The organism is Thioclava sp. SK-1 (assembly GCF_001705665.1).
Classification (GTDB): domain Bacteria; phylum Pseudomonadota; class Alphaproteobacteria; order Rhodobacterales; family Rhodobacteraceae; genus Thioclava.
This window is the reverse complement of sequence record NZ_MDHA01000048.1, coordinates 18,708-44,006: the sequence shown is the minus strand read 5'-3', so window position 1 is coordinate 44,006 and position 25,299 is coordinate 18,708. Positions and strand designations below refer to the sequence as shown.

25 protein-coding genes and 1 pseudogene are annotated in these 25,299 nt (G+C 57.6%); 23 read left to right on the top strand and 3 right to left on the bottom strand.

What is annotated here, in order from left to right; translation table 11 throughout:
• The 17 genes and pseudogenes from BFP70_RS12070 to BFP70_RS11990 form a co-directional block, all read left to right on the top strand.
• Window positions 1–478, top strand: a 478-nt coding sequence (locus tag BFP70_RS12070; protein WP_141693182.1) for a DDE-type integrase/transposase/recombinase, incomplete at its 5' end; no start/stop codon positions are given.
• A 36-nt stretch (window positions 479–514) separates the two neighbouring features.
• Window positions 515–1,433 (top strand): annotated as a pseudogene (locus BFP70_RS21395) (IS3 family transposase); the annotation flags it as partial.
• Between the two features lie 205 nt (window positions 1,434–1,638).
• Window positions 1,639–2,256: a TetR/AcrR family transcriptional regulator gene (locus BFP70_RS12060; RefSeq protein WP_066011852.1), complete on the top strand. Its 618-nt coding sequence runs from the start codon at window positions 1,639–1,641 to the stop codon at window positions 2,254–2,256.
• A 290-nt stretch (window positions 2,257–2,546) separates the two neighbouring features.
• A complete protein-coding gene (locus BFP70_RS12055) occupies window positions 2,547–3,527 on the top strand; it encodes a TRAP transporter substrate-binding protein (RefSeq protein ID WP_066011850.1) in 981 nt (326 codons plus the stop codon).
• 82 nt (window positions 3,528–3,609) lie between these two features.
• Entirely contained in the window at window positions 3,610–4,134 is a 525-nt protein-coding gene (locus BFP70_RS12050) for a TRAP transporter small permease subunit (RefSeq protein WP_066011848.1), read from the top strand.
• 25 nt (window positions 4,135–4,159) lie between these two features.
• Window positions 4,160–5,470 (top strand): TRAP transporter large permease, encoded by a 1,311-nt coding sequence (locus tag BFP70_RS12045; RefSeq protein ID WP_066011847.1) that lies wholly within the window; start codon window positions 4,160–4,162, stop codon window positions 5,468–5,470.
• Between the two features lie 4 nt (window positions 5,471–5,474).
• Window positions 5,475–5,945: a GAF domain-containing protein gene (locus BFP70_RS12040; RefSeq protein ID WP_066011845.1), complete on the top strand. Its 471-nt coding sequence runs from the start codon at window positions 5,475–5,477 to the stop codon at window positions 5,943–5,945.
• Window positions 5,946–5,964: 19 nt separating this feature from the next.
• Entirely contained in the window at window positions 5,965–7,200 is a 1,236-nt protein-coding gene (locus BFP70_RS12035) for an amidohydrolase family protein (protein ID WP_066011843.1), read from the top strand.
• 54 nt (window positions 7,201–7,254) lie between these two features.
• A complete protein-coding gene (locus BFP70_RS12030; RefSeq protein ID WP_066011840.1) occupies window positions 7,255–8,376 on the top strand; it encodes a C4-dicarboxylate TRAP transporter substrate-binding protein in 1,122 nt (373 codons plus the stop codon).
• Between the two features lie 58 nt (window positions 8,377–8,434).
• Window positions 8,435–8,920, top strand: a complete 486-nt coding sequence (locus BFP70_RS12025) for a TRAP transporter small permease subunit (RefSeq protein WP_066011838.1) — start codon at window positions 8,435–8,437, stop codon at window positions 8,918–8,920.
• 23 nt (window positions 8,921–8,943) lie between these two features.
• Window positions 8,944–10,251, top strand: coding sequence for a TRAP transporter large permease (locus BFP70_RS12020; RefSeq protein WP_066011837.1), 1,308 nt, complete (start codon window positions 8,944–8,946; stop codon window positions 10,249–10,251).
• A gap of 22 nt (window positions 10,252–10,273) precedes the next feature.
• The gene (locus tag BFP70_RS12015; RefSeq protein WP_066011836.1) at window positions 10,274–10,981 is read left to right on the top strand and encodes an SDR family NAD(P)-dependent oxidoreductase; all 708 of its coding nucleotides are present in this window, start codon (window positions 10,274–10,276) and stop codon (window positions 10,979–10,981) included.
• Between the two features lie 290 nt (window positions 10,982–11,271).
• Window positions 11,272–12,405, top strand: coding sequence for an ABC transporter ATP-binding protein (locus tag BFP70_RS12010; RefSeq protein ID WP_066011834.1), 1,134 nt, complete (start codon window positions 11,272–11,274; stop codon window positions 12,403–12,405).
• On the top strand, window positions 12,402–13,331 hold the full coding sequence (locus tag BFP70_RS12005) for a carbohydrate ABC transporter permease (RefSeq protein WP_066011832.1): 930 nt from the start codon (window positions 12,402–12,404) through the stop codon (window positions 13,329–13,331). Before BFP70_RS12010 ends, BFP70_RS12005 begins: the two co-directional genes overlap by 4 nt.
• A complete protein-coding gene (locus BFP70_RS12000) occupies window positions 13,331–14,149 on the top strand; it encodes a carbohydrate ABC transporter permease (RefSeq protein WP_141693181.1) in 819 nt (272 codons plus the stop codon). Before BFP70_RS12005 ends, BFP70_RS12000 begins: the two co-directional genes overlap by 1 nt.
• A gap of 50 nt (window positions 14,150–14,199) precedes the next feature.
• Window positions 14,200–15,492: an ABC transporter substrate-binding protein gene (locus BFP70_RS11995; RefSeq protein ID WP_066011829.1), complete on the top strand. Its 1,293-nt coding sequence runs from the start codon at window positions 14,200–14,202 to the stop codon at window positions 15,490–15,492.
• A gap of 69 nt (window positions 15,493–15,561) precedes the next feature.
• Window positions 15,562–16,362: a phosphodiesterase gene (locus tag BFP70_RS11990; protein WP_066011827.1), complete on the top strand. Its 801-nt coding sequence runs from the start codon at window positions 15,562–15,564 to the stop codon at window positions 16,360–16,362.
• A gap of 85 nt (window positions 16,363–16,447) precedes the next feature.
• Here the strand turns inward: BFP70_RS11990 and BFP70_RS11985 are convergent, their stop codons facing one another.
• Both BFP70_RS11985 and uxuA read right to left on the bottom strand, forming a co-directional pair.
• Window positions 16,448–17,917 carry a mannitol dehydrogenase family protein gene (locus BFP70_RS11985; RefSeq protein WP_255356691.1) on the bottom strand — a complete coding sequence of 490 codons (1,470 nt, stop codon included), beginning with the start codon at window positions 17,915–17,917 and terminating at the stop codon, window positions 16,448–16,450.
• Window positions 17,914–19,134 carry a mannonate dehydratase gene (gene uxuA, locus BFP70_RS11980; protein WP_066011825.1) on the bottom strand — a complete coding sequence of 407 codons (1,221 nt, stop codon included), beginning with the start codon at window positions 19,132–19,134 and terminating at the stop codon, window positions 17,914–17,916. The genes BFP70_RS11985 and uxuA overlap by 4 nt, the downstream gene beginning before the upstream one ends.
• Before the next feature lie 125 nt (window positions 19,135–19,259).
• Between uxuA and BFP70_RS11975 the strand changes: the two genes are divergently transcribed.
• The 5 genes from BFP70_RS11975 (at window position 19,260) to BFP70_RS11955 (ending at window position 23,952) form a co-directional block, all read left to right on the top strand.
• Window positions 19,260–19,958 carry a GntR family transcriptional regulator gene (locus BFP70_RS11975; RefSeq protein ID WP_066011824.1) on the top strand — a complete coding sequence of 233 codons (699 nt, stop codon included), beginning with the start codon at window positions 19,260–19,262 and terminating at the stop codon, window positions 19,956–19,958.
• Window positions 19,959–20,015: 57 nt separating this feature from the next.
• A complete protein-coding gene (locus BFP70_RS11970; protein WP_066011823.1) occupies window positions 20,016–20,993 on the top strand; it encodes a TRAP transporter substrate-binding protein in 978 nt (325 codons plus the stop codon).
• Between the two features lie 108 nt (window positions 20,994–21,101).
• Window positions 21,102–21,602, top strand: coding sequence for a TRAP transporter small permease (locus tag BFP70_RS11965; RefSeq protein WP_066011822.1), 501 nt, complete (start codon window positions 21,102–21,104; stop codon window positions 21,600–21,602).
• Between the two features lies 1 nt (window position 21,603).
• Entirely contained in the window at window positions 21,604–22,881 is a 1,278-nt protein-coding gene (locus BFP70_RS11960; RefSeq protein ID WP_066011821.1) for a TRAP transporter large permease, read from the top strand.
• A 9-nt stretch (window positions 22,882–22,890) separates the two neighbouring features.
• A complete protein-coding gene (locus BFP70_RS11955) occupies window positions 22,891–23,952 on the top strand; it encodes an L-idonate 5-dehydrogenase (RefSeq protein WP_066011820.1) in 1,062 nt (353 codons plus the stop codon).
• Between the two features lie 79 nt (window positions 23,953–24,031).
• Here the strand turns inward: BFP70_RS11955 and BFP70_RS11950 are convergent, their stop codons facing one another.
• On the bottom strand, window positions 24,032–24,598 hold the full coding sequence (locus BFP70_RS11950; RefSeq protein ID WP_066011819.1) for a carboxymuconolactone decarboxylase family protein: 567 nt from the start codon (window positions 24,596–24,598) through the stop codon (window positions 24,032–24,034).
• 96 nt (window positions 24,599–24,694) lie between these two features.
• Between BFP70_RS11950 and BFP70_RS11945 the strand changes: the two genes are divergently transcribed.
• The gene (locus BFP70_RS11945; RefSeq protein ID WP_066011818.1) at window positions 24,695–25,291 is read left to right on the top strand and encodes a TetR/AcrR family transcriptional regulator; all 597 of its coding nucleotides are present in this window, start codon (window positions 24,695–24,697) and stop codon (window positions 25,289–25,291) included.
• Window positions 25,292–25,299: the final 8 nt, after the last annotated feature.

Here is a 25,299-nt window from a genome sequence, read left to right as displayed (position 1 = left end):
GTGGCAGGGCTTTGTCTATGTTGCCTTCGTCATCGACACGTTTGCAGATCGCATCGTCGGCTGGCGGGTCTCACGGTCGGCCAAGACAGACTTTGTTCTCGATGCTCTTGAACAGGCCCTGCATGATCGGCGGCCGGTCCAGAAAAGCGGCTTGGTGTGTCAATCGGACCGCGGCCGGCAATATTTATCCATTCGCTATACCGAGCGTCTGGCCGAAGCTGGCATCGAGCCATCGCTCGGCAGCGTGGGAGACTCCTATGACAACGCCCTCGCGGAGACGATAAACGGTCTCTACAAAACCGAACTGGTCCATCGCCAGGGTCCATGGCGCAACATGCAGGATCTGGAAATGGCGACGCTCGGCTGGGTCGATTGGTTTAATCACCGGCGCTTGCTCGGCCCTATCGGAAACATACCGCCAGCAGAGGCTGAACAGAACTTCTATGCACAGCGCGACGTGCTCGATATGGTCCCGTGAAATGAAGCTATAGGTCTCCGGTAAACCCGCGGCGATTCAGACCGCATATTTCGTCAGGCAATCCCGGTAAGGTATGCGTTCATTGCGAAGAACCGGCTGATCTTTGCGGTCCGGACAATGTGCCGAATGCTGCAAGTTCATCCCAGCGGCCTCTCAGCTTGGCTGGGAAAGCCGCTCAGCCCGCGTGCGTTGGAAGACGAGCGCCAGACTGTTCTGATCAAACAGGCTTGGGACGACAGTGACAAGGTCTATGGCTACGTCTATGGCTACCGCAAGCTACACGATGACATTTGCGATATGGGTGAAGACATCAGCCCCAACCGGGCTTGGCGACGGGTACGTCTGGCGGGGATAAAGGCCCAGATTGGTTGCAAAAAGAAGCCAGGGTTTTATGGCGGCAGCCCGGCTGTCGTGGCGGACAATACCCTGAACCGCGAGTTTGATGTCCATGCACCGGACCAGTTCTGAATCACCGACATAACTTATATCCGCACGCATGAGGGATTTCTCTATCTGGCCGTCGTGATCGATCTGTTTTCCCGCCGGGTCATCGGCTGGTCAATGCAGGGCCGAACCTATGCCGAGCTATCGCTGCAAGCCCTGCTCATGGCTGTCTGGCGGCGCAAGCCAAAGGACAAGGTCTATGTGCATTCCGATCAGGGTTCCCAGTTCACCGGCTATGAGTGGCAGGAGTTCCTCGAGCAGCACAATGTCGCGCCGAGCATGAGCCGCCGCGGAAACAGCTGGGGCAACGCTGTGGTGGAAAGCTTCTTCAACCTGCTCAAACGCGAGCGGATCTGGCGCAAGACATACAAAACCCGTGAAGAAGCGCGCCGAGACGTGTTCGATTACATCGAGTTTTTTCTACAACCCGCAGCGCAAACACGTTAGAAACGGCATGCTGTCACCGATCGATTTTGAGCGGCAGCAAGAACTGAAGCTGCAAAGCGTCTAGCAAACCAAGGGCTATTCAAAGGGACGCGCCCGAGTTTTGCGGTCCGAGACGCTGAACGCAGCCTGCGCAGGTCGCTGTGCAGTGCGACATGCCGCGCAATTGAGGCTGCATCTATCGCGCGAGTTGAGCTATATGACCCATATCTCTTGCACGCGAGTCAAAAACCGGTAGACCTGTTTGTAAACCGTCGAATACTGGACACTCTATGAGCGCCGAGGCCACATCGAAGTCACATCCACGGCCACGCCGCACCCAAGCCGAGCGGTCACTGGAGACCCGCACAAAAGTCTGCGAAGCCACGCTTCAGGCGTTAATCGACGTGGGCTACGAACAAATCTCTACCACGCTTATTGCCCAGAAGGCACAGGTATCGCGCGGAGCGCTGACACATCAATTTCCTGCCCGCAATGATATGCTGGTTGCCGCGTTTCAGCTGCTGGTCAGTGAATGGCGCGATGGCTACCCGTTTGGCTCCGACCCTGAACGCGAGCAGCTGACTGTTGATGAATTGATTGATGCGCTATGGGACAATATCTTCTCTGACCCGCGTTATATCGCGGCGATGGAGCTGATGCTAGCCGCCCGCCAAGACAATGATCTGGGCCACGCGCTGCGCGATATTCTGGTGACCTGGATTGGCAATCGCGACAAGATCACCGTGCGGCTTGTTGGCGGCGATGTAGACGATGATGAGGCCGGTTTAAAGGTGCAACTGCATCTGTCGATCTTACGTGGAATCGCAATGCACCAAAGCTTCGATTCCGATCCAGATACGGCCCGCAAGCTAATAGAATTGTGGAAGCGGATCGCCCGAAACGCCTGAGACAGCGCGTGCGGCTCTACATTTCTGCGCGTGCTGCCACGGTCAGCGATAGCTGCCTCTAAAAATGGCGATTTTATATTTAATGTATAAATTCAATTAATTAAATCCTTCCTGCTACGCCACGCAGTCTATTTCTTCGCGTTTATCGCAGAAATTGTCGACAAACATGTTGATTTACGAACAGCGCTGATTGCATGATGCAATCAAAGCTGTTCGTAAATTGCTTCTGCGGTTTTGCGCGCACATCCATACGAACGCCCGCCCAAGCGGGCCATATCAGGGACGACTATATGAAACTCACAGCGCTTATAAGCACCGTCGCCGCATTTGGCCTGGCCGCCGCCCTGCCGGCTGTAGCCGGCACATGGGATCTGTCCAGCGAATACCCGGTAGGATCGCTGCAAGGACAGACGGCCGATTTCTTTGCCAAAGCTGTGACCGAAAAAACCGATGGAGCAATCGAGGTCACCGTGCATCACGGCGCTGCACTTGGATATAAAAGCGTGGATCATTTCGATGCCGTGGGGGATGGTGCGCTACAGGCCGCATCGTCAGCTTTTGTATTCTGGACCGGTATCGACCCGATTTTCCAGCTATCCTCCCTGCCCTTCCTTGCCCCAACATCACAAGATGTCCACGATTTGTATATGCTGGCAAAGCCAGAGTATGAGAAGGTTCTGGAAGACAACAACCAGATCCTGCTGTTGGCGACGCCCTGGCCGTCATCGGGTCTATGGGGCAATAAACCTTTCACATCGGTCGCTGATCTGGACGGCGTGAAGGTGCGCACATATGACGTAGCCTCGACCGAGACGATGAAAAATGCCGGCGCCTTCCCGATCCAGATTTCCTGGGCCGATGTGCCAGCGCAATTGTCGACCAATGCGATTGACGCCGTGCTGACCTCGCCCAATGGCGGTGTCGGTGTGCAGATGTGGGAACAGCAATCTGACTTCACCAATGTGAACTATGCCTCCTCGTTGCAAGGCATCCATGTGAACCGCGATGCTTGGGAGGATCTGACACCGGATCAAAAAGCCGCGGTGAAAGAGGCCGCGACTGAAGCCGAGGCCTTGGGCTGGGATCTGCTGTCTGATGCCACAGCGCAGGATTTCGACACGATGCGCGACAATGGCATGACCGTGACGGCAGAGATTTCGCCTCAGTTCTCAGCGGATCTAACCGCTGCGGCCCAGCCCTTTATTGATGATTGGATCACCGCAACCGGTGCGCGGGCACAGACCATCATGGAAGCGTATTCCGCCCGCTAGCCCCCGTTACTCCCCTGACTTGCGGGCGGTCGAACCCTCGCCGTCCGCATCTTCTCTTTCGTCCGATCACGGAGACCCCGCCATGAGCTGCTTTTATTCCGGCGTCTATCTTTTGTCGCGGCTCGCCGCTGTGATCGCGGCCTGCGCATTGGTCTATATGGTGGGCCATATCGCCTATGAGATCATCTTACGCAGCCTGTTCGCCACATCCACCTTCGTGTTGGATGAATTCGTCGGCTATGCGATTTGTATCTGCGTGGTCTGGTCACTGGGCTACGTCATGGAACACGGTGATCTGATCCGCGTCGGGCTGGTGCTGGATCGATTGGCGATCCGCGCGCAAGACCTGCTGACCGCCGGCGCGGCCCTTGTGGCCAGTGCCGGGTCAGCAGGGCTAGCATGGATGTTTTGGATCCGTGTGGCACGCGCATGGTCGCGCGGTACCGTGTCATCCTCCGTGGCGGCCGTTCCGACATGGATCCCAGAGGGTGCGATGATGGTCGGCCTATGTCTTTTTGCGCTTGCGGCGTTGTCCCATGGGTTGCGCCATATCACCGGCCATCCCTCCCCCGCGCCGCAGACGCCGCTGACCACCCCGGTCGAATAATCGCAGATTTTTCTGAAAGACTGTTATGGACACGTTTTTGACCGCGGCCGCCACTTTGGCCTTTTTGTTACTATTCCTGGGCCTTGGGGTCTGGGTATTTGTCAGCCTTGCGTTGGTGGCCGCCTCTGCACTATTTTTCCTGCATGGGATGGACCTGTCGCGTATTGGCTCCATCGCAGCAAATATCTTGTATCGCTATTCCTCCAGCTGGGAGCTATCGGCCATACCGATGTTTATCTGGATGGGCGAAATCATCTTCCGCACCGATATTTCGACCCGGCTGTTCAGGGGGTTGTCGCCCTTTGTCGATTATATCCCCGGCAGGTTGCTGCATACCAATGTGCTGGGCTGCACACTGTTTGCTGCTGTATCAGGGTCGTCGCCCGCCACCACCGCCACCGTGGGCCGGATTACAACACGCGAATTGCGCACACGCGGCTATGATGAGCAGCTATCGCTGGGATCATTGGCCGGAGCCGGCAGCCTTGGCCTGCTGATCCCGCCGTCAATCGTGATGATCGTCTATGGGATCCTGGCCGAGCAGTCGATTTCACGCCTGTTTGCCGCCGGTGTGCTGCCGGGGCTGATGATCACTGCGCTCTATTCCGGCTATATTATGATCTGCGCCAAGCTAACGCCCGGGCTGGTGCCCGCCGCACGAGAAAAACGTTCAGTGATGGACTTTTTACGCGCGCTTGTGGATTTGGCGCCGCTGGTTGTGCTGATGACGATTGTGCTGGGCTCAATCTATACCGGGATCGCTACCCCGTCAGAAGCTGCGGCCGTAGGCGTGATTGCCGCAATTGCCATCACCGCGCTGACCCGTCAATTGTCACTGGCATTGCTGCAAGACACATTGATGGGAGCGTTGCGAACATCCACAATGGTGTGTTCCATCCTGATCACGGCGGCATTCATGTCCACCGCGATTGGCTATTTGCATATCCCCGCAGATGTCGCCGCCGGCATCGCGGCATTACAGCTACCGCCTTGGGGGCTGCTAATCGTGCTATCGCTGTTCTATCTGGGGCTTGGCTTCTTCCTGGATGGCAATTCGATTGTGGTGATGAGCCTGCCTATCTCGCTACCGCTGGCATTGCAGGCCGGGTTCGATCCGATCTGGTTCGGCATCTATCTGGTGTTAATGGTTGAAATGGCGCAGGTCACACCGCCAGTGGGGTTCAACCTGTTTGTTTTGCAAGGCATCTCTGGCCGCTCAATCGGGTATGTCGCACGTGCAGCGCTTCCGTTCTTCGCCCTGATGCTGCTGGGTGTTGTCTTGCTGGCCATGTTCCCCGAAATCGCGCTTTGGCTGCCCAATTACTTCTATGGATAAGATCATGACACAACGGATCGACCTTGCCGCCTTACTGACCGCGCAGGCGCAAGCCAATCAACCCCAAACAGTGTTTCGCGCAGTGCAAGACGCCTGTGCCGAACGGTTTGGCTTTCGGTTTCTGACGGTTTTAAAGGATCTGCCGGGCACCGGGAATGTCATGCGCATGCACAGCTCTGAGCCAGATTACCCAATCGGCGCCCTCAAACCCATGGGGCTGACAGATTGGGGCCGCGTGGTGCTGGATGGTGGCCAGCCTTGGCTGGGGAATTCACGCGAAGATGTGCTGTGGGCCTTCCCCGATGCCGAGCTGATCTTGTCCAAAGGGTGCGAGGCCTGCGCCTGCGCTCCCGTCCTGTGGGCGGGCCGCTGCGTGGGCGTGCTGTCGCTGAATGCCGAACGCGACGCCTATTGCACCGATGACATGCACGACATGACGCTGATTGCGCAAACCCTGGCGCCCGCGCTGATCTAATATACAAAAGGACTGCCCCATGACCCGCTTATTGATTAAAAACGCCCGTATCGTCGACGGCACTTCCCCCGCCCCCACAGACCCGATGCAAATCGCTATTGAAGACGGCCGTATCTGCGATCTGGGGGCCAACCTGTCCTTTTCCGCCGCGCCTGAGCTGGATCTAAATGGGCTGACGGTGATGCCGGGCCTGATTGACTGTCATGTCCACACAATCGCCACCACAGCCAATCTGGGCGCCAATGCTGCTTTGCCATCGTCCTTGGTTGCGGCCAAAGCGTCGCATTTGATGCGCGACATGCTGATGCGGGGCTTTACCACCGTGCGTGATCTGGGCGGCGCGGACCGTGGGCTGCAACAAGCCGTCGAAGACGGGTATTTTACCGCGCCCCGGTTGGTGATCTGCGGCAAGGCGCTAAGCCAAACCGGCGGCCATACCGATTACCGCGGTCCCTATGACAACCGCGATGTCAGCTGGTATGCGCAGACGCTGGGCACGTTGGGTCGGATTTGTGATGGCAAGCCCGCGTTGATGCAAGCCGCCCGCGAAGAGCTAAAAAACGGCGCGCAATTCCTGAAGGTCATGGCCGATGGCGGCGTCTCCTCTCCCTCGGATCCGATCGGATATCTTGTCTTCTCGGTCGAAGAGCTGACAGCGTTGGTAGAAATCGCCAAGGGCTTTGGCACCTATGTTTCTGCCCATCTGTATGATGACACCGCCATCATCCGCGCGCTTGATTGCGGGATCACCTGCATTGAACATGGCAATCTGATCGGAGATGAAACGATCCAGCGCGTCGCCCGCGAAGGTGCTTTCGTGGTGCCGACCAATATCACCTATGATCTTTTGGCGCGTAAAGGCGCCGAATTTGGCCTGCCGCCGGAATCGGTGGCCAAGGTTGCCGATGTGCGCGAAGCCGGGCTGGAGCGGGTTGTGAAACTGCACGAAGCCGGTGTGACGATGGGTTATGGTTCTGACCTGTTGGGTGGGATGCAAACCGAACAATCGGGCGAATTCCCCTTGCGCGGGCGCTATATTCCGGCAGATGCCGTGATCCGCTCGGCCACGGTCGATGCCGCCAAAGTGCTGCGCATGGAAGGTCAGGTGGGTGTGATCGCACCCGGCGCCCATGCCGATATCATCGCAGTCGATGGCAATCCCTTGGAAAACCTTGATCTGCTGACCCATCAAGGCGCGCATATGCCCCTGATCATGCAAGGCGGCCGCGCGATCAAAAAAGCCGCAAGCCTGTAACACATTTAACAGCGGTGGGCCTGAACCCGCCGCAGCCCAACACGGAGACGAATGATGAAAAAATTCCTGACCTCGACGCTGCTGGCAGGTTTGTTGGCGCAACCCGCGATGGCGCAGACCAGCTTTATCGCGAATACATTCTATGATGCGGCGCACCCGTTGGCGAAATACGGCTATACTGAATGGGCTGATATTGTGAAAGATCTGTCAGATGGCGATCTGACACCGCAAGTCTATACCGGCACTGTATTGCTTGCACCGCGCGCTGCATTGCAAGGCATTCGCGATAATGTCGTGCAGGTCGGGCACCATGCGGCGATCTACACACCCTCAGACCTGCCGGTTGCCAATGCGGTGCAAGAGCTTGGCTTCAATTACTCCGATCCGCTTGCCGCGATTTTTGCCGTAGCCGATTTCTCCATGCATAACACCACACAATTGCAGGAATGGCGCGATCAGGGCGTTGTATATCTGGGTGCCTATGCCACCCCGCCATATATCTTGATGTGTGCACAGCCTGTGCGCAATCTGGCAGAATTGAAGGGCAAGCGCATCCGCACTGCAGGTTCGGCCGTGTCGCAGTGGGTCGAAGAGGCGGGCGGGATCCCGGTCAATGTGCCATCATCTGAGATGTATACCGGATTGGAACGCGGCACGCTGGATTGTGCGACCAATGCCGCCAATGACCTTGTCGACCGATCCCTGATGGAAGTGGCCGAACATACGACGCTGCTGCCCACCGGGATGTATTGGTCCGGCCCGAACTGGGGCTATAACCCGCAATTCTGGTCCGGGCTGACCGCCGATCAGCGCGCCGTGCTGATGCAGGCCTCGGCCCGATCAATGGCCCGCCTTGTGATCAACTATTCCGCTCAGGCCGAAAGTGCGCTGGCAACCGCGAAAGACCAGGGCGGCAATGTCTATGAACCAGACGCCGACCTGAAAGCGTCGGTTGAAGCGTTTCGCGCCAAAACTCTGGCCGAAGTCTATGACAAAGCAGGTGAGACCTATGGCCTGACCAATGCCCAGGCCACAATCGACGATTTCCGCGCCACGATGGACAAATGGACTACGCTGCTGGCCGATGTCGATCCCACGGATGAAGACGCGCTGACCGCGCTTGCGATGTCGCATCTTTTCGCGGACATCGATCCAACAACCTATGGTGTTAATTAACCAGTGCGGCGGGGTTGTGTGTTGACCCCGCCTTTTTTCCCCTGACAGGAGCACCGCAATGCAAAGCCTGATACATTGGATCAACCGTGCCATCATGATGTTTGCATGCCTGTTCATGCTGTTGATGATGGGCCATATCACCGCCGATGTCGCGCTGCGGTTCTTCTTTAACGGACGACTGATCGGGACTTTAGAAATCGTGTCCTACTATTACATGGTCGTAATTGTTTTCCTGTCGCTGGGTTATGTCGAATTGCGCGGCGAACATATTCGCGTGGATCTGTTCGCGCAAATGATGCCACATGCGGTGCAACTGGGCCTGTATGTCTTTGCCTGCACCTTGGGCCTGATCTTTTTTGGCATGTTGGGCTGGCAAACCCTGCAAGATGCGATCAGCGCGACGGCCCGATCCGAAGAAGCCATGAGCAATTACACCTTTTATATCTGGCCCGCGCGATGGGCACTGCCTTTAGGGTTTGCCGGGATTTGGCTGGCCATCCTATCCAACCTTTTGAAATCCGTTGCGACCCGTCGCGCGCTGTGATTGCCGAACAGGGATAAAACCACATGAGCAACCTTGATATCGGCGTTATCGGCACAATCGTCGCCCTTCTGCTGATCGCTATCCGCGTACCAATCGGCCTGTCACTGGGGCTGGTTTCGATTGTCGGCATCGCGCAAATGTTCAATATGAATGTCGCATGGGGAATGATTTCTGCGACGCCATTTGATTATGTCGGCCAATGGGAGCTATCGGCCGCGCCGATGTTTCTTTTGATGGGATTCATCTGTTCGGCCACGGATATGACACGCGGGCTGTTCTTGTCATTACGGCTGTATCTGGCGCGTCTTCCAGGAGGGTTGGCGATCACTTCTGTCGGGGCCTGTGCGTTTTTCGCCGCCGCATCGGGATCATCCGTAGCCACCGCCTCTGCCATGTCGCGGATGGCTGTGCCCGAGATGTTGAAACAAGGCTATGACCGGGGGCTGGCCACCGGTACGATCGCGGCGTCGGGCACGTTGGGATCCCTGATCCCACCATCGGTTTTGCTGATCCTTTATGGCGTGTATGCGCAGGTATCGGTGGGGCAACTGTTCATGGCAGGTTTCATCCCCGGCATCCTGTCCGCGCTGATCTATATGGCGATGATCGTGATCCGTGTGAAATTGAACCCAAGCCTGGCAGGGGACGCACCCCCGCCCCCAACCGATGCCGAACGCCGCGCCGCCCTACGCGATGTCTGGCCCTTGCCAACGTTGATCTTATTGGTGCTGGGTGGGATTTTTTCGGGCGCATTTTCGCCGACCGAAGCCGGCGCATTAGGGGCGTTCTTTGCCGCCGTCATCAGCGCCCTGCGCGGCACATTGACATGGCGCGCGGTGAAAGAGGCCGTAACACAGGCCGTTATCTCCACCGGGTCGATCTTTATCATCTTGATCGGGTCCTTGTTCTTCACCCGGTTCCTGGCACTGTCGGGCCTGCCAACGGCATTTTCCAATGCAATCCTGTCTGTCAGCTCTGATACATGGTGGATCTTGTTTGCCGTGGCGGTCATTTATCTGGTGTTGGGGATGTTGATCGACTCCATCGGTTTGCTGCTGCTGACCCTGCCGATTTTGGTGCCACTGGTGCAAGCCACTGGGATCGACCCGATCTGGTTCGGGATCATCATCGTGAAATTGCTGGAGATCGGGCTGATCACCCCCCCGATTGGGCTGAATGTCTATATGATCAACGGGGCGCTGAACAATGCCGTCACCTTGCCAGAGATTTTCAAGGGCATAACATGGTTCTTGCTGATGGATCTGCTGACATTGATGATCTTAATCGTGTTCCCAATACTGACACTTTGGCTGCCGTCTTTGGCCTACTGACCCATCCGCAAAGGACATTTCCATGATCGACAGACCCGTAATGATGTTGACCGGTGGCAGCCGTGGCATTGGCGCAGATATTGCCCGCGCCGCCCAAAAGCGCGGCTGGCATGTCGCCCTTGGCCTGCGTGATGGTACCCCTGCCCCCGCAGGTGTGGATATGGCGCAAGCTTGCAGCTTTGCTTATGATGCGACGGATCGCGCCGCCGAAGCCGCCTGGGCCAAGGCGGTGATGGACCAATATGGCCGCATTGATGCTGTTGTGGCCAGCGCGGGCCTGTTCACCGACCAGTCAATCGTCACCGCCACCGAGGCAGAGGTGGACATGTTGCTGGAGGTCAATCTGCGCGGGCCACGCCGCCTTGCGATGGCCGCGTGGCCCGCGTTGCAGGCCTGTGGCCGCGGGCGGGTGATCATCCTTGGATCGCTATCTGGAAAGCGGGTCGCATCAAAAGGATCGGCGCTGTATTCGGTCAGCAAATTCGCCGCTGTCGGGCTTGCCCATGCTTTGCGGCATGAAGGCTGGGACGATGGCATTCGCGCAACCGCAATTTGCCCCGGCCTGGTCGCGACAGACATGGGTGAAGCCGCGTCGCGCGGCAGCCGCGCCCCCAATCAAATGACCCAACCACAAGAGGTCGCACATTTGGTCATGGAGGCGGTGTCACTGTCCAACACCACCTCTGTGCCAGAGCTGCATATCAACTGCAGGACGGACGGGATTTACTAAACCCGCAACGCCCTTTGCGAAGAATGCATGCCCCTCGGCCTGACGGTTGCAGGGGCCGTGTTCAATCATGCCAATCATAAATCCATCTCATTGAAAAATATCGATATAAGGGCGGACCTACGACTTGCCCTTTGTCATGTGAATGCGCGCAAAGCGCCGCGCAACCAGCGCCCGAACGCACCCGCCCACCGCCATCAGCCACACGTCATCAAAGCTTCATCTGGCCGTATTCAATGGGTCACATTTAACCGCCAAAGGCACAGGAGAATTTTGACCAAGGAGTCCCAAACGTGCCCCAATCCATTCAGCTTAGTCATATCACGAAAGGGTTCGGCACCACACATGTTCTGCAAGGGATCGACCTGACCATCGAACCGGGTGAATTTGTGTCTTTGGTTGGCATGTCGGGATGCGGAAAATCCACATTGCTGCGGGTGATCGCCGGGCTTGAAAGCCCGACTGAGGGGCAGGTTCACATCGGTGGCGTTGATGTAACGCAGGACGACCCCAGCGACCGCAACCTTGCGATGGTGTTTCAATCCTACGCGCTTTATCCGCATATGACCGTGCGCCAAAACATCGCCACGCCCCTGCGAATGCGGCAGCTGTCCTTGCGTCAGCGCCTGCCTCTGATTGGCAAGCTATTGACGCCTGCGCCGTTACGCCGCGCCATTGATACAGCGGTGGCAGAGGCGGCTGACAGTCTGCAAATCTCGGCCTTGCTGGATCGCAAACCCGGTCAGCTGTCCGGCGGGCAACGCCAGCGCGTCGCCTTGGCCCGCGCGCTTGTGCGCAACCCGGCCGCCTTTTTGATGGATGAGCCCTTGTCGAATCTGGACGCCAAGCTGCGCGCCCATATGCGCGAAGAGCTGGTCAGCCTGCACAAAAGCCTAGGCGCTACTTTCATCTATGTCACCCATGATCAGATTGAAGCGATGACCATGTCAGATCGTATTGCGTTGATGTCTGGCGGGCAGATCGCACAGGTCGGCACGCCCGATCAGCTGTATCACGCGCCGGCGACGCTGACGGTGGCGCGATTCATTGGTTCCCCCACGATTAATCTTTTACCCGCCGAAGCTGATGGCGCTGGCCGTGTGCGGGTTTTTGGGCATGACATCGGCCTGACCACTACAGCACGCGGGCCGGTCACATTGGGCGTAAGGGCGGAGGGTCTGCATGACGCGCCGCAAGGGCTGCGCCTAACGGTTCTGCGCTGTGAAAACCACGGCGCGGATCGCTTTGTGTCCTGTGCGCTTTGCGACGATGACACTCAGCGGGTCACTTTGCGCCAATCGGCCCCAACGCCCGGTCCGGCGGTGGGCGATCACATGCAGATTGGGATCGACGCGCGTGCCGCACATGTGTTCGACGCGGATGGCAATCGCTGCCGCACCCAAGCCTGCCAGCAGGTTGCAGCATGAGCACGGCCGACATTCAACATAGCACCGCAGTGGCCAAACGCCGCGCCACCACCACCCCGCGCGAAGCCCGCATGCTGCGCAAGGGGCTGCTGTTTGCGGCCCCCGCCAGCCTGCTTTTAGTGCTGATCTATCTTTTGCCGCTGATCATGTTGGGCGGGTTTTCGGTCACTGATTATACATTGGGTGCGCTGCGCTGGAATTTTGTCGGAATTGACAATTTTACCGCCGCCTTTGCCGATCCGGTCTTTATGCGTGCGCTGTGGAACACCGTCCTTTATGCGCTGATCGTTATTCCCTGCGGGATTTTCGGCGGCTTGGGTGTGGCCCTTTTGGTGCATGCTCGCAAACGCAGCCGGGGCTTTTGGGAATTTGCTTATTTCCTGCCCGTCACGGCGACACTGGTTGCGATGGCGACCGTGTGGCAATTCCTGCTGCATCCTACATTAGGGCCGGTGAATGCCGTCATCTCCTTCTTTGGTGCGGCGCCCGTTTCGTTCCTTGGCAATCCGTCGCTGTTGATACCGACCCTTGCGATGATCGGCATATGGCAGGTGATCGGGTTCAACATGGTGCTGTTTCTGGCCGGGCTGACCGCGATCCCGCAGGACCTGCAAGAGGCCGCGCGGCTGGACGGCGCCAAAAACCCGATTGACCGCTTTTTCACCGTGACATGGCCGCTGCTGGGGCCGACCACAATGTTCGTCACTGTCACCACATCCATCACTGCATTCAAAGTGTTTGAAACGGTGGCCGTGCTGACCAAGGGCCGAGCCGGGTCTGAAACCCTTTTGTATGCGCTTTATCTTGAGGGGTTCGACTATTCCAACACCGGATATGCCGCCGCGCTGACCCTGATTTTTTTACTGATCGTGCTGGTCTTGTCGATTGGTCAGACGCTGCATCTGGAAAAGAAAGTCCATTACTGATGTCTGTGACCCGATATATTCCACATATGGTGTTGACGCTTGGCGCAGGGATCATGCTGTTGCCGTTCTACTGGATGGGCCTGACCGCGATCCGCCCCCCCGCAGAGGTCTTTGACCTGACGTTGTGGCCGATCCCCAAGACCCTTGCCGCAGCCGAGAATTTTACGCAGGCCGCGACCTCGGTGCCGATGGCACGGTTCATGCTGAATGGGGTGATCGTATGCGCCGGGATCTTATTGGTGCAGGTGGTTACGGCAGTTCCATGTGCCTATGCGCTGGCCAAGCTGCGCTTTCCCGGCCGCAGGCTGCTGCTCGCCACGGTCATCGCCGCCCTTTGCGTGCCGATGCAGGCGCTGGCACTGCCGCTTTTCGTCGGCCTGGCCAAGGCGCAGATGCTTAATACCTATTTCGCGATGATGGCGCCGTTTTTCGTATCGGTTTTTGCCATCTTCCTGTTTCATCAATCGTTCCGCTCTTACCCTGATGAAATCATCGATGCGGCCCGGATGGACGGGTTTTCCGAGATGGACATTTGCTGGGGCCTGGTCTTGCGCGGCTCGTTGCCAGCGCTATCGGCCTTTGCTGTATTCTCTATCGTGGCGCATTGGAACGATCTGTATTGGCCAATGATCGTCATCACAAAAACCGAGCTGGCACCGCCACCGCTGGGGATGTTGTTCTTTTCCGATGCCGAAACCGGCGCGAACTACGGTGCATTGATGGCCGGGGCGACCCTGATCACCGCCCCTATCGTCATCTGCTTCTTATTGGCCCGCAAACAATTCATCGCGGGCATCACCATGAGCGGGGTCAAATGACCTTGGCTCTTCTCCTCCTTCCCTCTTTTCCCACCATTTCGGAGATACCGATGAAACCGAACCGTCGTTTCATGCTGCGCGGATTTGCTGCCGGCGTTGCCTTGGCTGGCTTTAGCCTTCCTGCCCTTGCCGAAGATGTGACGCTGAATGTGTTGTATAATATGCCGGGCTTCACGAAATTCCACCAACCATTGGCGGAGGCATTTGAGGCAAATAACCCCGGTGTTAAGATCAATTTCCTGGCCCCTGCAGCCAACTATACCGATGGGCAGGCACAGGTGCTGCGCGCGGCCGTCACCGGCGAGCTGCCCGATGTCTATTTCTCCGGCTATAACCTGACCGCAGAGCTGGTAAATACATTGGCCCCGCGTGGTCAGATCACCGATCTTGGCCCGTTTATTGCGGCCGAAGGCGGCCAGGAGTTTCTGGATGCAAATTACACGCCTAATATGGCCGCATTGGGCCAGGTTGATGGTGTGCAATATGGCCTGCCGGTCAATGCATCTTCGCCGATCTTGTTCATCAATGCGCAACTGGTCGAACAGGCCGGGGCCGATCCGCAAAACATGCCCGACACGATGCCAGAGTTGATCGCGTTGGGCAAAAAGATCCATGAAGCACATCCAGATGTTGCCGGCATGGCCTATGACATTTCGGGCTGGCCCGATGATTGGCTGTGGCAGGCGCTGATCTTTGAACAAGGCGGCAGCCTGGTCGATCCGGCCACCGGCAAAGTTGCCTTTAACAATGACATCGGCCTGAACGCGCTGAAGATGGTGCGCCAGATGGTGACCGAAGCCGGCGCGCCGACACTGGATTGGGATCAAGCCCGCCAACAATTCGGAGCGGGCAAAACCGGGTTCATGGTATCAACCCCCGCCCATGTTCAGACAATCGAGGGTCTGGTTGGCGATCGCTTTACTTTGGCTACTGCCACTTTCCCACTGGATGACAAGGTCAATGGTGGCGTGCCCACCGGTGGCAACTCTGCCGTGATTTTGACCCAGGACAGCGCGAAACAAGCCGCCGCGTGGGACTATCTGAAATGGATCACCGGGCCGCAGGCACAAGATGTGATCGTGCGGATCACCGGCTACCTTCCAACCAATAAAAATGCGACGGGTGAACAATATTTGGCCCCTTATTATGCCGAGCATCCAAATGTCAAAACCGCGTCTGAACAGGCGGATAAATCGCTTCCCTGGGCGGGGTATCCCGGCGGCGATTCTGTCCGTATCTGGCGCACGCAGCGTGACATCATTGGCACCGTCGCACGCGGCGAAGTCTCCCCCGAAGACGGGCTGGCACAGATTGTCGCGGCGACAGACACATTGATGAACTGATCTATCCATGATCACCACCACAGGATGCGGGGGCGGTGTCCCTCGCATCCTTGACGTTTTGAGGGTAATATGAAGATCATTCAGCTGACAGACACGCATCTTATGGCGCCGGGCGTTTTGGCCTATGGCATGAACCCAGAAACCCAACTGCGCGCCGCTATCCAAGATATCATGGCCCGCCACGCCGATGCCGATCTGTTGGTGATGACAGGCGATCTGTGCAATCACGGCGATCCAGAGGCCTACGCGCTGCTGCAAGACATTCTATCCCCTGTCCCCTGTCCGGTGCGCCTACTGCTGGGCAATCACGATGACCGCCCGAATTTTATCGCCGCATTCCCGGACCATCCACGCGATGAAAACGGGTTCATTCAGGGCTTTCAAGATACGGATTTTGGCAGGCTTATCTTTCTGGACACGCATGCGGCAGGTGTGGTGGGCGGTGTCTTTGGGCCAGACCGGATGGCGTTTTTGGATCACGCGCTGAACACAGCAGGCGCGTTGCCACCAACCATTTTTGTTCATCACCCGCCGGTCGCAGACGGCCTCCGGCATTTCCGCGATATCGGCCTGCATGACGAAGGGCGGATGGTGGCCCGGCTGGCCGCCCATCCTGCCGGGATCCGCCACATCGTGTTTGGCCATATCCATATTCCGCTGGCGGGCACATCGCCGGAGGGGATCGCCTTTAGCTCTGGTCAGGCTTGTTCGCATCGCTTCGTGGCAGATATCGACGCGGCAACACCCGATTGGGCATCGGGCAACCCAACCTACCGCGTGATCATGGTCGACACATTGGGATTTCGCGCCTTTTCGGCAGAGATTGGGCAGGACGTTCTTGCGCGCTCGCAACTTTGCGTCGGGCCATAGCGCAGCGGCGCACTTTACGCCCAGCGCATAAGACGCGGCAGGGGGCGGCGCCAACCGCCCCCTGCAAACATCAGCAAAGCCTGTCTTACGACGCGGGCAGGCCCGACGCCTCATTGGCCAGGACAACGGCCATGGGATAGCACAGCATATCGTCCAAGATCCCTTCGGCGACGTCCCAGAATTTCTGATCTTGGGACAGATGCTGTGGCACAATCTGATGGGTTTGCACAGCGCGGGCTATGGCCTTTGCCGTTTTCCCATGCGCCAGCGCCATTAGCTCTGACGCGCACGGATCGCGCAGCACATAGGCCGCGCAATCATGTGTCGACCCACTGATGTGGCGCATCCATGCCGCCGTTGCGAATGCAAAGGGACGGGTATCACTGCCTGCCTTGCGGGCCGCAATCGCAGCCCCAAAAATGCGCTGCGGCATTTTCTCAGTTCCATCCATCGCGATTTGAAACGTTTCATGCGCGATGGCAGGGTTTTCAAACCGCTGTGCCAAAGCCGCGCCATATTGCGCCAAATCCATGCCCGGTATCCGTGGCAAGGTGGCCGCCGCCGCGCGCAAATGGCGCCGCACCAGCACCGAAAGATCCACGTCAGCCATCACATCACGAACATAGGCCAATCCGGCATGAAACCCGGCATAGGCCAACATCGAATGACTGCCGTTCAGCATCCGCAGCTTCATTGCTTCAAACGCGGCGACATCATCTGTGAAAATCACCCCGGCGGCCTCCCACGCGGGACGGCCTTGCGGAAAATTGTCCTCAATCACCCACTGACAAAAGCTTTCGGTTTCAACCGCTGCATGATCATCGGCACCGATCAATGCCGCAGCCTGTGTCAAACTGGCCTGTGTGGCCGCGGGTGTAATCCGATCAACCATCGTAGAGGGAAAGGCGACCTGGGCTGCAATCCATGCGCTTAGGTCACGGTCGATACGGTCGGCAAAGGCGATCACGGCGCCGCGCAGCAGCACGCCATTATCGGGCAGGTTATCGCAGCACAGCACTGTGAACGGCGCCAATTTTTCCGCGCGACGCCGGCGCAAGGCCTCAACAATCAACCCCAAAACACCATGGGGCGCATGCGGCGTTTGCAAATCGGCCGCCACCGACGGATGCGTCCAATCGCATCCTTTCGCCGCGCGGTCCAACCCATAGGCCTTTTCGGTGACGGTCAGCGATACGATCTTGGTGTGTGGCGATGCCATCGCCACCAACGTGGGTTCGGGATCTTGCGCCGCGCAAATAGCATCGGCCACAGCGCCGATCACCTTGGTTGACGTGCCCTCAACCCCTTTGGCCATCAGCGTATACAGACCGTTTTGCGGCTGCAGCTGCGCCGCCGCCGTAGCAGAGCGTAGCGACACACCAAGGATGCGCCAATCTCCGCCCGCCGCTGCCAGTGCCCTATCGGTCAGCGCGGCTTGATGTGCCTTATGAAAGGCGCCAAGCCCAAGATGCACAATCCCAACACCATGATCGTCGGGCATATAACCCGGGCGCATATTCTGTGGCACCTGTGCCAGCGATGTCAGCCGCATCATGCCCCCGACCGTGTCACAAGCGGATGTTCAAAACTGCGATACAGCCCTCTCAGCTCTGCCAGACCTTTCAGGCGGCCAATCGCCGGATATCCCGGCTGCGCCTCACGCCCGATATCATCCAAGATATCTTGGCCGTGATCGGGGCGGAACGGAATCGACCAATCGGTACGTCCGGCCGCTTTGCGGCGGGCTTCTTCAGCAACGATCGCATGCACCATCGCCACCATATCGGTATGACCCGACAGATGTTCGTCTTCATAAAACGAGTTCATTACGGCAGAGCCTTCGATCGCAACATTGCGCAGATGCAAGAAATGCACCCGATCCGCCAAGCCTTTGAAAATCTCAACCGGATTATTGTCGGGCCGCGCCCCCAAACTACCAGTGCATAGGGTCACGCCATTCGCAGGCATGTCCACCGCATCCAGAAATTTCCTGTAATGCGCTTCGCTTGACGCGATCCGCGGCAAGCCCAGCAATGGGAAGGGCGGATCATCTGGATGGCAGCACAGGCGCATCCCGATGTCTTGCGCAACCGGAGCGACCTCGGCCAAAAAGTCGATCAAATTCGACTGCAGCTGTGCCTCTGATATGTCGTTATACTCTGCCAGATGGTCTTTGACATCCTCTAGGGTGAATGTCTCGGCGGCGCCGGGCAGGCCAAACACCACATTGCCCGCAAGCTGCTGTTTGCGCGCGTCATCCATCTGGGCAAAGCGCTGCTTCGCGGCGGCAACGACCGCTTCCGGGAACTGCTCCTGCGCCCCTTTGCGGCATAATATGAACAGATCAAACGCCGCGAAGTCGATCAGATCAAATCTCATACACCGCGCGCCGTTGGGACGTTCCCATGCAAGATCCGTGCGCGTCCAATCCAGCACCGGCATGAAATTATAGCACAGCACTTCGATGCCAGAGGCGCGCAGGTTCCGCATCGAGATTTTCCAATTCTCAATATGCGTCTTCCAATCGCCTTTTTGCTTTTTGATATCCTCTGACACAGGCAACGATTCCACCACATCCCATGTCAATGTGGATGGCCGCCCATCCCTACGCATGCTGATTTCCCGATGCCGCTGCGCGATATCTGCGGGCGTCCAGACCGCCCCGGTGGCAACGTGATGCAGGGCCGAAACAACGCCTTCTACACCGGCTTGCATCATATCGTCGATGCTTACGCGGTCCTTTGGACCAAACCAACGCCAAGTCTGACGCATAAGACTTCCTCCCTCATATTGCGCACCATTGGGATGCGCCCGGCTGTTGGACAATGCATAGCATTCGGATTCAATGTTGACTAGTATGGAAGTATGGCGCATGCTTAGCCACGGGAGGAAGATATATGGATTTCGCACAGCTCAATTTGCACAGGGTCGATCTGTCGCTGCCCGTGGGGCCGCAGCTGACACGCGTTTTGCGCGATTGTATCGTGCGCAACCTGCTGATCCCTGGCACGCGGATTTCCGAAGCCGAGGTAGGGGCGAAATTCGGCATATCTCGCCAACCCGTGCGTGAAGCATTCATAAAGCTGGCCGAAGAAGGCTTGCTGGAAATCCGCCCGCAGCGCGGCACATTTGTGCGCAAAATCTCCTTACAGGCGGTGACCGATGCGCGATTTGTCCGCGAGGCCGTGGAAGCTGACATCGTTAAGGCCTGCGCGCTTGCCCCTTCCGCCGAGCTGATCCGTGAATTGCGCAGCCAGATCCGCGCCCAAACCCGGCTGGCCGATGATCGCCCCGCAGCCTTTGTCCCGCTGGATGACGAATTTCATCACACCCTCGCCGAAGGTGCAGGCCGCACCAATGCCTGGGCTGTGATTGAGGGGATGAAATCCCAGATGGACCGGGTGCGGCAAATGACATCCACCGCCTACCCCCTTGCGCATCTGATCAAGCAGCATACCGCCGTGGTCGATGCCGTCGAAGCAGGCGACCCGCTCGCCGCGGAAAACGCGATGCGCGGACATTTGCAGATGATTTTGCAGGATCTGCCGGGCATCCGCGAAGAATATCCCGATTATTTTGATCCCATGCCCGCGTAACCGCAGCACAGGATTCAAGACAAGACTACAGCAAAACGACTTTTAAGGGAGGAAACCATGACCGTCGTTACAACCCTCAAGACCGCGCTATTGACCGGCGTGGCGACTGTGGCCTTAGCCACATCCGCATTGGCCGCCGATATGACCTTGAAGCTGGGGCACCCGGCAAATGAGGATAACATCTGGCACAAAGCATCTGAAAAATTTGCGCAAGAAGTTGCCGGCCTGACCGATGGCAGGATCGAGGTCGAAATCTACCCCAACGAAACGCTGGGCAAGGAAATGGATGTCATCAACGGCATGCAACTTGGCACAGCCGATATGACGATCACGGGTGAATCGCTGCAAAACTATGCGCCGATGGCCGCGCTATTGGCGATTCCTTATGGCTATAGCTCGCTTGAGGATATGGATGCCGTCGCTGGCGGCGAGCTGGGTGACCAGATCGAGCAGCAGATCATTGACAAGGTTGGCATTCGCCCGATCGCCTATTTCGCCCGTGGTCCGCGCAACCTGACATCCAACCGTCCGATCACCTCGCCCGAGGATCTGAACGGTTTGAAAATGCGTGTTCCCAACGTGCCGCTGTTCTTGAACGTCTGGAAAGCGTTGGGCGCCAATCCCACACCGATGGCTTTTTCCGAAGTGTTCACCTCGTTGCAAAACGGCACGATTGATGCACAGGAAAACCCGCTGGCGCTGATTAAATCCGCCAATTTCAACGAGGTTCAGTCCAATGTGAACCTGACGCAGCATGTGCGGTCCTGGATCTATCTGACGATTTCGGACATGGCATGGAGCCAAATGTCCGAAGACGATCAGGCCGCAGTGATGGAAGCTGCAAGCCGCGCCCAGACATGGGAGCGCGAGCAATTCCTGGCGGATGAAGCGCAGTTGCAAACCCAACTGGAAGATCTGGGCATGGAATTCGTCGAAGTAGATAACGCAGCCTTTGCGGCCGCGGCCAAAGACGCAGTTCTAAGCTCTGTCTCGGAAGAAATTCGGCCCCAGGTCGAACAACTTTTCGCTGAATAACCGCGCCAATCAAGCGCCAGCCCAAGCCTGAGTGCACTGGGCTGGCCTTCCCGGTTTCGGGACGCAGATGCGCCCCGGGCCACCGTCCCTTTGCCGCGTGAGTTCATCATGAAACTGGTCATTGCCACCTTAATTACCATCGCCCGTATCGCGACCGGGATCAGCTTTGCCGTCATCATTCTGGCGGTGTTGTTTCAGCTGGCCGGGCGCTCTGGGCTGACAGATGCCGTCGTTTGGACCGAGGAGCTGACACGGTTTGCCCTGCTGTTTCTGGCAGCGTTTGGCGTGGGGCTAAGCTATCGCTCCGGGAACCTTGTGAATGTCGATATTGTCATGGATCTGCTGCCGGCCCGGCTGGCATGGGCGCTGCGGCTGATTTGCGCCGTGATCACCTTTGGCTTTGGCGTGGTGCTGATCAAATCAACCTTGCTGTATCTGTCGATTGGTGCGCGCCAAACCGCGCCGTCTTTGGGCATTCGGATGGATGTCATCCATGCGTCGGTCATGGTTGCCCTTATCTCGCTAAGCTTATTTGCCGCCCTGCGTGTGATTGAAATGTTGATCGGTGTCTCCGACGGCACCCCCGACCGCCTGAGTGAGGATTACTAAGATGGAATTGACAATCCTTCTGGGCTGTTTCGTTGGCGGGCTGGTGATCGGTCTGCCGGTTGCGGTAACGCTGGGCGTTGCCTCTTTGGCCTATCTGACGGTCGCTGGCATCCCGTTGGTGGTGATCCCGCAGAAAATGTATGCCGGGATGGACAGCTTTGTTTTGCTGTGTATCCCCGGATTTATTCTGGCCGGAAACCTGATGAATGCAGGCGGCATCACCGAGCGTATCGTACGGCTGGCGCAGGCGTTGGTGGGGTGGATGCGCGGCGGGCTGGGCCTGACCAATGTCGCGGCCTCCATGCTGTTTGGCGGAATTTCGGGCACGGCCGCTGCCGATGCGGCCTCTATCGGCGGGATGATGATCCCGGGTATGAAGAAGGCCGGCTATCCGGCCGATTTTTCCGCCGCGATCACCGCTGCCTCTTCCACCGTTGGGCCGATTATTCCGCCCTCGGTCCCGATGATTATCGTCGGCACGCTTTCAGGTATTTCGGTCGGGAAGATGTTCATTGCCGGGGCTTTACCGGGGGTCTTGATGGGCGTCGCGATGATGATCACCGCATGGATCATTGCCCGGCGCAAAAATTTCCCACGCCAGCCGTGGCAAGGCATGGGAGAGCTGTGGAAGGCCTTCCTTGGCGCTTTCTGGGCTGTGGCCATGACCGCCTTTATCGTTGGCGGCTTGTTGATCGGCTTCGCCACTCCAACCGAGACAGCGATTGTCGCATCCGTCTATGCCTTTGTCGTCGGGGCCTTCGTATATCGTGGGCTGAAATTGCGTGATGTGCCCAAGATTGTGATTGATAGCGCGGTGTCAGCGGCAGCAATTTTGGCGCTGGTGGGATTGGCGAATGTATTCGGCTGGATCTTGGTATCTGAACGTATCCCGCAAACCATTGCCGATGCCGTTCTGGGCGTAACCGACAATAAATTTCTGGTAATTTTGCTGATCAATCTGGTGCTGCTGGCGGTGGGTATGTTCATGGAAACCATTGCGGCGCTAATCATCTTGTTCGGGCCGTTGCTGGCACTGGCAACCGGGGTTGGTGTGGATCCACTGCATTTCGCGGTCTTTGCGGTATTGAACCTGATGATCGGCCTGACCACACCGCCGGTGGGCGTGTGTCTGTTTATCTGCGCCGATATCGGCCGGGTCTCGCTGTGGCAGGTAACACGGGCCATCGCCCCATTCCTGATCACAAATCTGATTGTGCTGATGCTAGTGTCTTATGTTCCATTCTTCAGCACATGGCTCCCTTCCCTTCTGAACAATTAGGACGCTGTTATGACGATCCGCATTGCACGGCTGCATGGTCAACACGATCTGCGCGTTGAAACGATGGACGACCCGACCCCGCAACCGGGCGAGGTGATCGTGGCGATTGGCGCGGGCGGGATCTGTGGCTCTGACATCCACTACTTCACCGATGGCGGAATTGGCACGATCCGCGTGCAAGAGCCCATTATCATCGGCCATGAAGCCGCAGGCACCGTAATCGCCCTTGGCGCTGATGTTTCGGGTCTGGCCGTGGGTCAGCCTGTGGCGGTTAACCCGTCCCACCCCTGCCACAGCTGCAAATTCTGCGAGGCGGGCGATCACCAACATTGCATGAACATGCGGTTCAAAGGCTCTGCGATGTTCATGCCCCATGCGCAGGGATTCTTCCGTGACCGACTGTCGATCGGGGCAAATCAATGCCACCCGATTGCCCATGATGTCCCGATGGCCGAGGCCGCTTTGGCAGAGCCATTGGCCGTGTGTTGTCGGGCGGTGACACGCGCAATGGACGTGGCTGGCCCATTGGCAGGCAAACGCGTGTTGGTCACCGGGGCCGGACCGATTGGGGCGCTTTGCGCCGCCTTGGCGAAATATCACGGCGCGTCTGAAATCGTCGTCACCGATTTGCAAGATGCAACACTGGCCGTCGCCAAACAGGTTGGTGCGACACGCGCCATCAATGTCGCGCGCGACCCCGCCGCCCTGTCGGAATATGAGGCCGACAAAGGTGCGTTTGATCTGTGCTTTGAATGTTCTGCCGCGCTGCCAGCTCTGCACTGTGCAATCCGTTGCACCCGTCCGCTTGGCACGATTGTGCAAGTGGGCGTGATGGGCGACACGCCTGTGCCATTCAATATGCTGGTCGCGAAAGAGCTGAACCTGATCGGCACGCATCGCTTTGATGCGGAATTCGGCCAAGCTGTGGATCTGATCAATTCGCGCAAGATGACGCTTGCGCCTATTGTCACCCACAGCCTGCCGGTTGAAAACGCCGCGGATGCGATGGCATTGGCACAAGATCGCGCCCGCGCAGTCAAGGTGCAGCTGACTTTCGATATCAACGCATAAACAGGCCCCCAGCCAACGGCCCAACGGGCATGCCAAGAAGGCCGCGCTGTGATGGTGTTCACGGCGCGACCTATAGGTTTTACACCGTCAACGGCGTTTCGCTACGCTGCCATGCCAGTGGCTTGAACACCTCATCCACCGGGGTTTGCGCCACATGGTTCACATAGTTGGACATGGTTTTCTGCGCCAACCCAAGGATCACATCCAACACCGCACGATGGCCATAACCCGCGTCGAAGAATGCCTGCATTTGCCGCTGCGAAACATTCCCGCGTTCACGCACCATCTGAACGGTGAACCGGCGCAGCGCCTCAAGCTTTGCGGTAGGCAAAGGCGTTTCCGCGCGCAGCGCCTGCGTGATTTCATCTGAAACCTTCATCATTTTCGCGATCCCGGTATGGGCGGGAACGCAGTAATGGCATGCATGTTCAACATTAATCGCCTGCCAGACCACCGTCATTTCCTCGGCATCGAAATCGGTCTGTGTGAACAGCTTATGCAGCAGCTGATAGCCCTCATAGGCCTGGGGGCTTTCCGCCAGAACTTTATGCAGGCCCGGCAAACGGCCGAACGCCTTTTGCGATGCCTCCAGCAGCGGTTTGGAAGCTTCGGGCGCGCTGTCGTGATCATGCGATGGGAAGGTCATTTTCATTTCCTGATAATTTGCGATTGGGGGATATTTAGACTTTATTGAGCAATCACTCAAGTATATATTTGAGTGACCATTCAAGTAAGAGAAAAAATGCCGCGCAAACCAAACCATGACCGTGATGAATTGATTGAACGCGCCCGCGACCTGTTCTGGCGCCGGGGCTGGGCAGGAACATCGCTTAAGGATCTGGAGGCCAGCTTGCAGATGAAGCCAGGCAGCTTTTACGCAGCGTTTGGATCCAAAGAGGCGCTGTTTGCACTGGCACTGGACAAATACGCAGCCGACGGTGCTGCCCGGCTACAAACGCTGGCGCAAAGCTATGGCGCGGTAGAGGCCCTGAAGCGCTTTCCGCATATGGCCATCGCGAATGACAGTGCGCCGGCCAAAGCCTGCATGTTGTCGAAAACGCTTTTGGAACTTCATGCGCATGACCATCCGCTGGCGGCCAAGGCAAATGAGCACCTTCTGCGCATGGAAACCCAATTTGCCCAGCTGTTTCGCCAAGCGCAGGCAGATGGTGATGTCGCAGCGTGCCATGATCCACAGGTTCTGGCGCGGCGATATCAGTCGGATCTGTTGGGGCTACGCCTGTCAGCCGAGCGTGAGGGCGTCAATGCCGTAGAAATCGCGCAGGAAATTGCAGATGGGCTGACCCGTGACATGCCCGCACACATCCCCCAGCAGTAGCGCGTGGA

What these genes read in the sequence shown, in the direction of transcription:
- BFP70_RS12060 (WP_066011852.1), top strand. Translation starts at nt 1,639, where the DNA reads ATGAGCGCCGAGGCCACATCGAAGTCACATCCACGGCCACGCCGCACC.
- BFP70_RS12055 (WP_066011850.1), top strand. Translation starts at nt 2,547, where the DNA reads ATGAAACTCACAGCGCTTATAAGCACCGTCGCCGCATTTGGCCTGGCC.
- BFP70_RS12050 (WP_066011848.1), top strand. Translation starts at nt 3,610, where the DNA reads ATGAGCTGCTTTTATTCCGGCGTCTATCTTTTGTCGCGGCTCGCCGCT.
- BFP70_RS12045 (WP_066011847.1), top strand. Translation starts at nt 4,160, where the DNA reads ATGGACACGTTTTTGACCGCGGCCGCCACTTTGGCCTTTTTGTTACTA.
- BFP70_RS12040 (WP_066011845.1), top strand. Translation starts at nt 5,475, where the DNA reads ATGACACAACGGATCGACCTTGCCGCCTTACTGACCGCGCAGGCGCAA.
- BFP70_RS12035 (WP_066011843.1), top strand. Translation starts at nt 5,965, where the DNA reads ATGACCCGCTTATTGATTAAAAACGCCCGTATCGTCGACGGCACTTCC.
- BFP70_RS12030 (WP_066011840.1), top strand. Translation starts at nt 7,255, where the DNA reads ATGAAAAAATTCCTGACCTCGACGCTGCTGGCAGGTTTGTTGGCGCAA.
- BFP70_RS12025 (WP_066011838.1), top strand. Translation starts at nt 8,435, where the DNA reads ATGCAAAGCCTGATACATTGGATCAACCGTGCCATCATGATGTTTGCA.
- BFP70_RS12020 (WP_066011837.1), top strand. Translation starts at nt 8,944, where the DNA reads ATGAGCAACCTTGATATCGGCGTTATCGGCACAATCGTCGCCCTTCTG.
- BFP70_RS12015 (WP_066011836.1), top strand. Translation starts at nt 10,274, where the DNA reads ATGATCGACAGACCCGTAATGATGTTGACCGGTGGCAGCCGTGGCATT.
- BFP70_RS12005 (WP_066011832.1), top strand. Translation starts at nt 12,402, where the DNA reads ATGAGCACGGCCGACATTCAACATAGCACCGCAGTGGCCAAACGCCGC.
- BFP70_RS12000 (WP_141693181.1), top strand. Translation starts at nt 13,331, where the DNA reads ATGTCTGTGACCCGATATATTCCACATATGGTGTTGACGCTTGGCGCA.
- BFP70_RS11995 (WP_066011829.1), top strand. Translation starts at nt 14,200, where the DNA reads ATGAAACCGAACCGTCGTTTCATGCTGCGCGGATTTGCTGCCGGCGTT.
- BFP70_RS11990 (WP_066011827.1), top strand. Translation starts at nt 15,562, where the DNA reads ATGAAGATCATTCAGCTGACAGACACGCATCTTATGGCGCCGGGCGTT.
- BFP70_RS11985 (WP_255356691.1), bottom strand. Translation starts at nt 17,917, where the DNA reads ATGATGCGGCTGACATCGCTGGCACAGGTGCCACAGAATATGCGCCCG.
- uxuA (WP_066011825.1), bottom strand. Translation starts at nt 19,134, where the DNA reads ATGCGTCAGACTTGGCGTTGGTTTGGTCCAAAGGACCGCGTAAGCATC.
- BFP70_RS11975 (WP_066011824.1), top strand. Translation starts at nt 19,260, where the DNA reads ATGGATTTCGCACAGCTCAATTTGCACAGGGTCGATCTGTCGCTGCCC.
- BFP70_RS11970 (WP_066011823.1), top strand. Translation starts at nt 20,016, where the DNA reads ATGACCGTCGTTACAACCCTCAAGACCGCGCTATTGACCGGCGTGGCG.
- BFP70_RS11965 (WP_066011822.1), top strand. Translation starts at nt 21,102, where the DNA reads ATGAAACTGGTCATTGCCACCTTAATTACCATCGCCCGTATCGCGACC.
- BFP70_RS11960 (WP_066011821.1), top strand. Translation starts at nt 21,604, where the DNA reads ATGGAATTGACAATCCTTCTGGGCTGTTTCGTTGGCGGGCTGGTGATC.
- BFP70_RS11955 (WP_066011820.1), top strand. Translation starts at nt 22,891, where the DNA reads ATGACGATCCGCATTGCACGGCTGCATGGTCAACACGATCTGCGCGTT.
- BFP70_RS11950 (WP_066011819.1), bottom strand. Translation starts at nt 24,598, where the DNA reads ATGACCTTCCCATCGCATGATCACGACAGCGCGCCCGAAGCTTCCAAA.
- BFP70_RS11945 (WP_066011818.1), top strand. Translation starts at nt 24,695, where the DNA reads ATGCCGCGCAAACCAAACCATGACCGTGATGAATTGATTGAACGCGCC.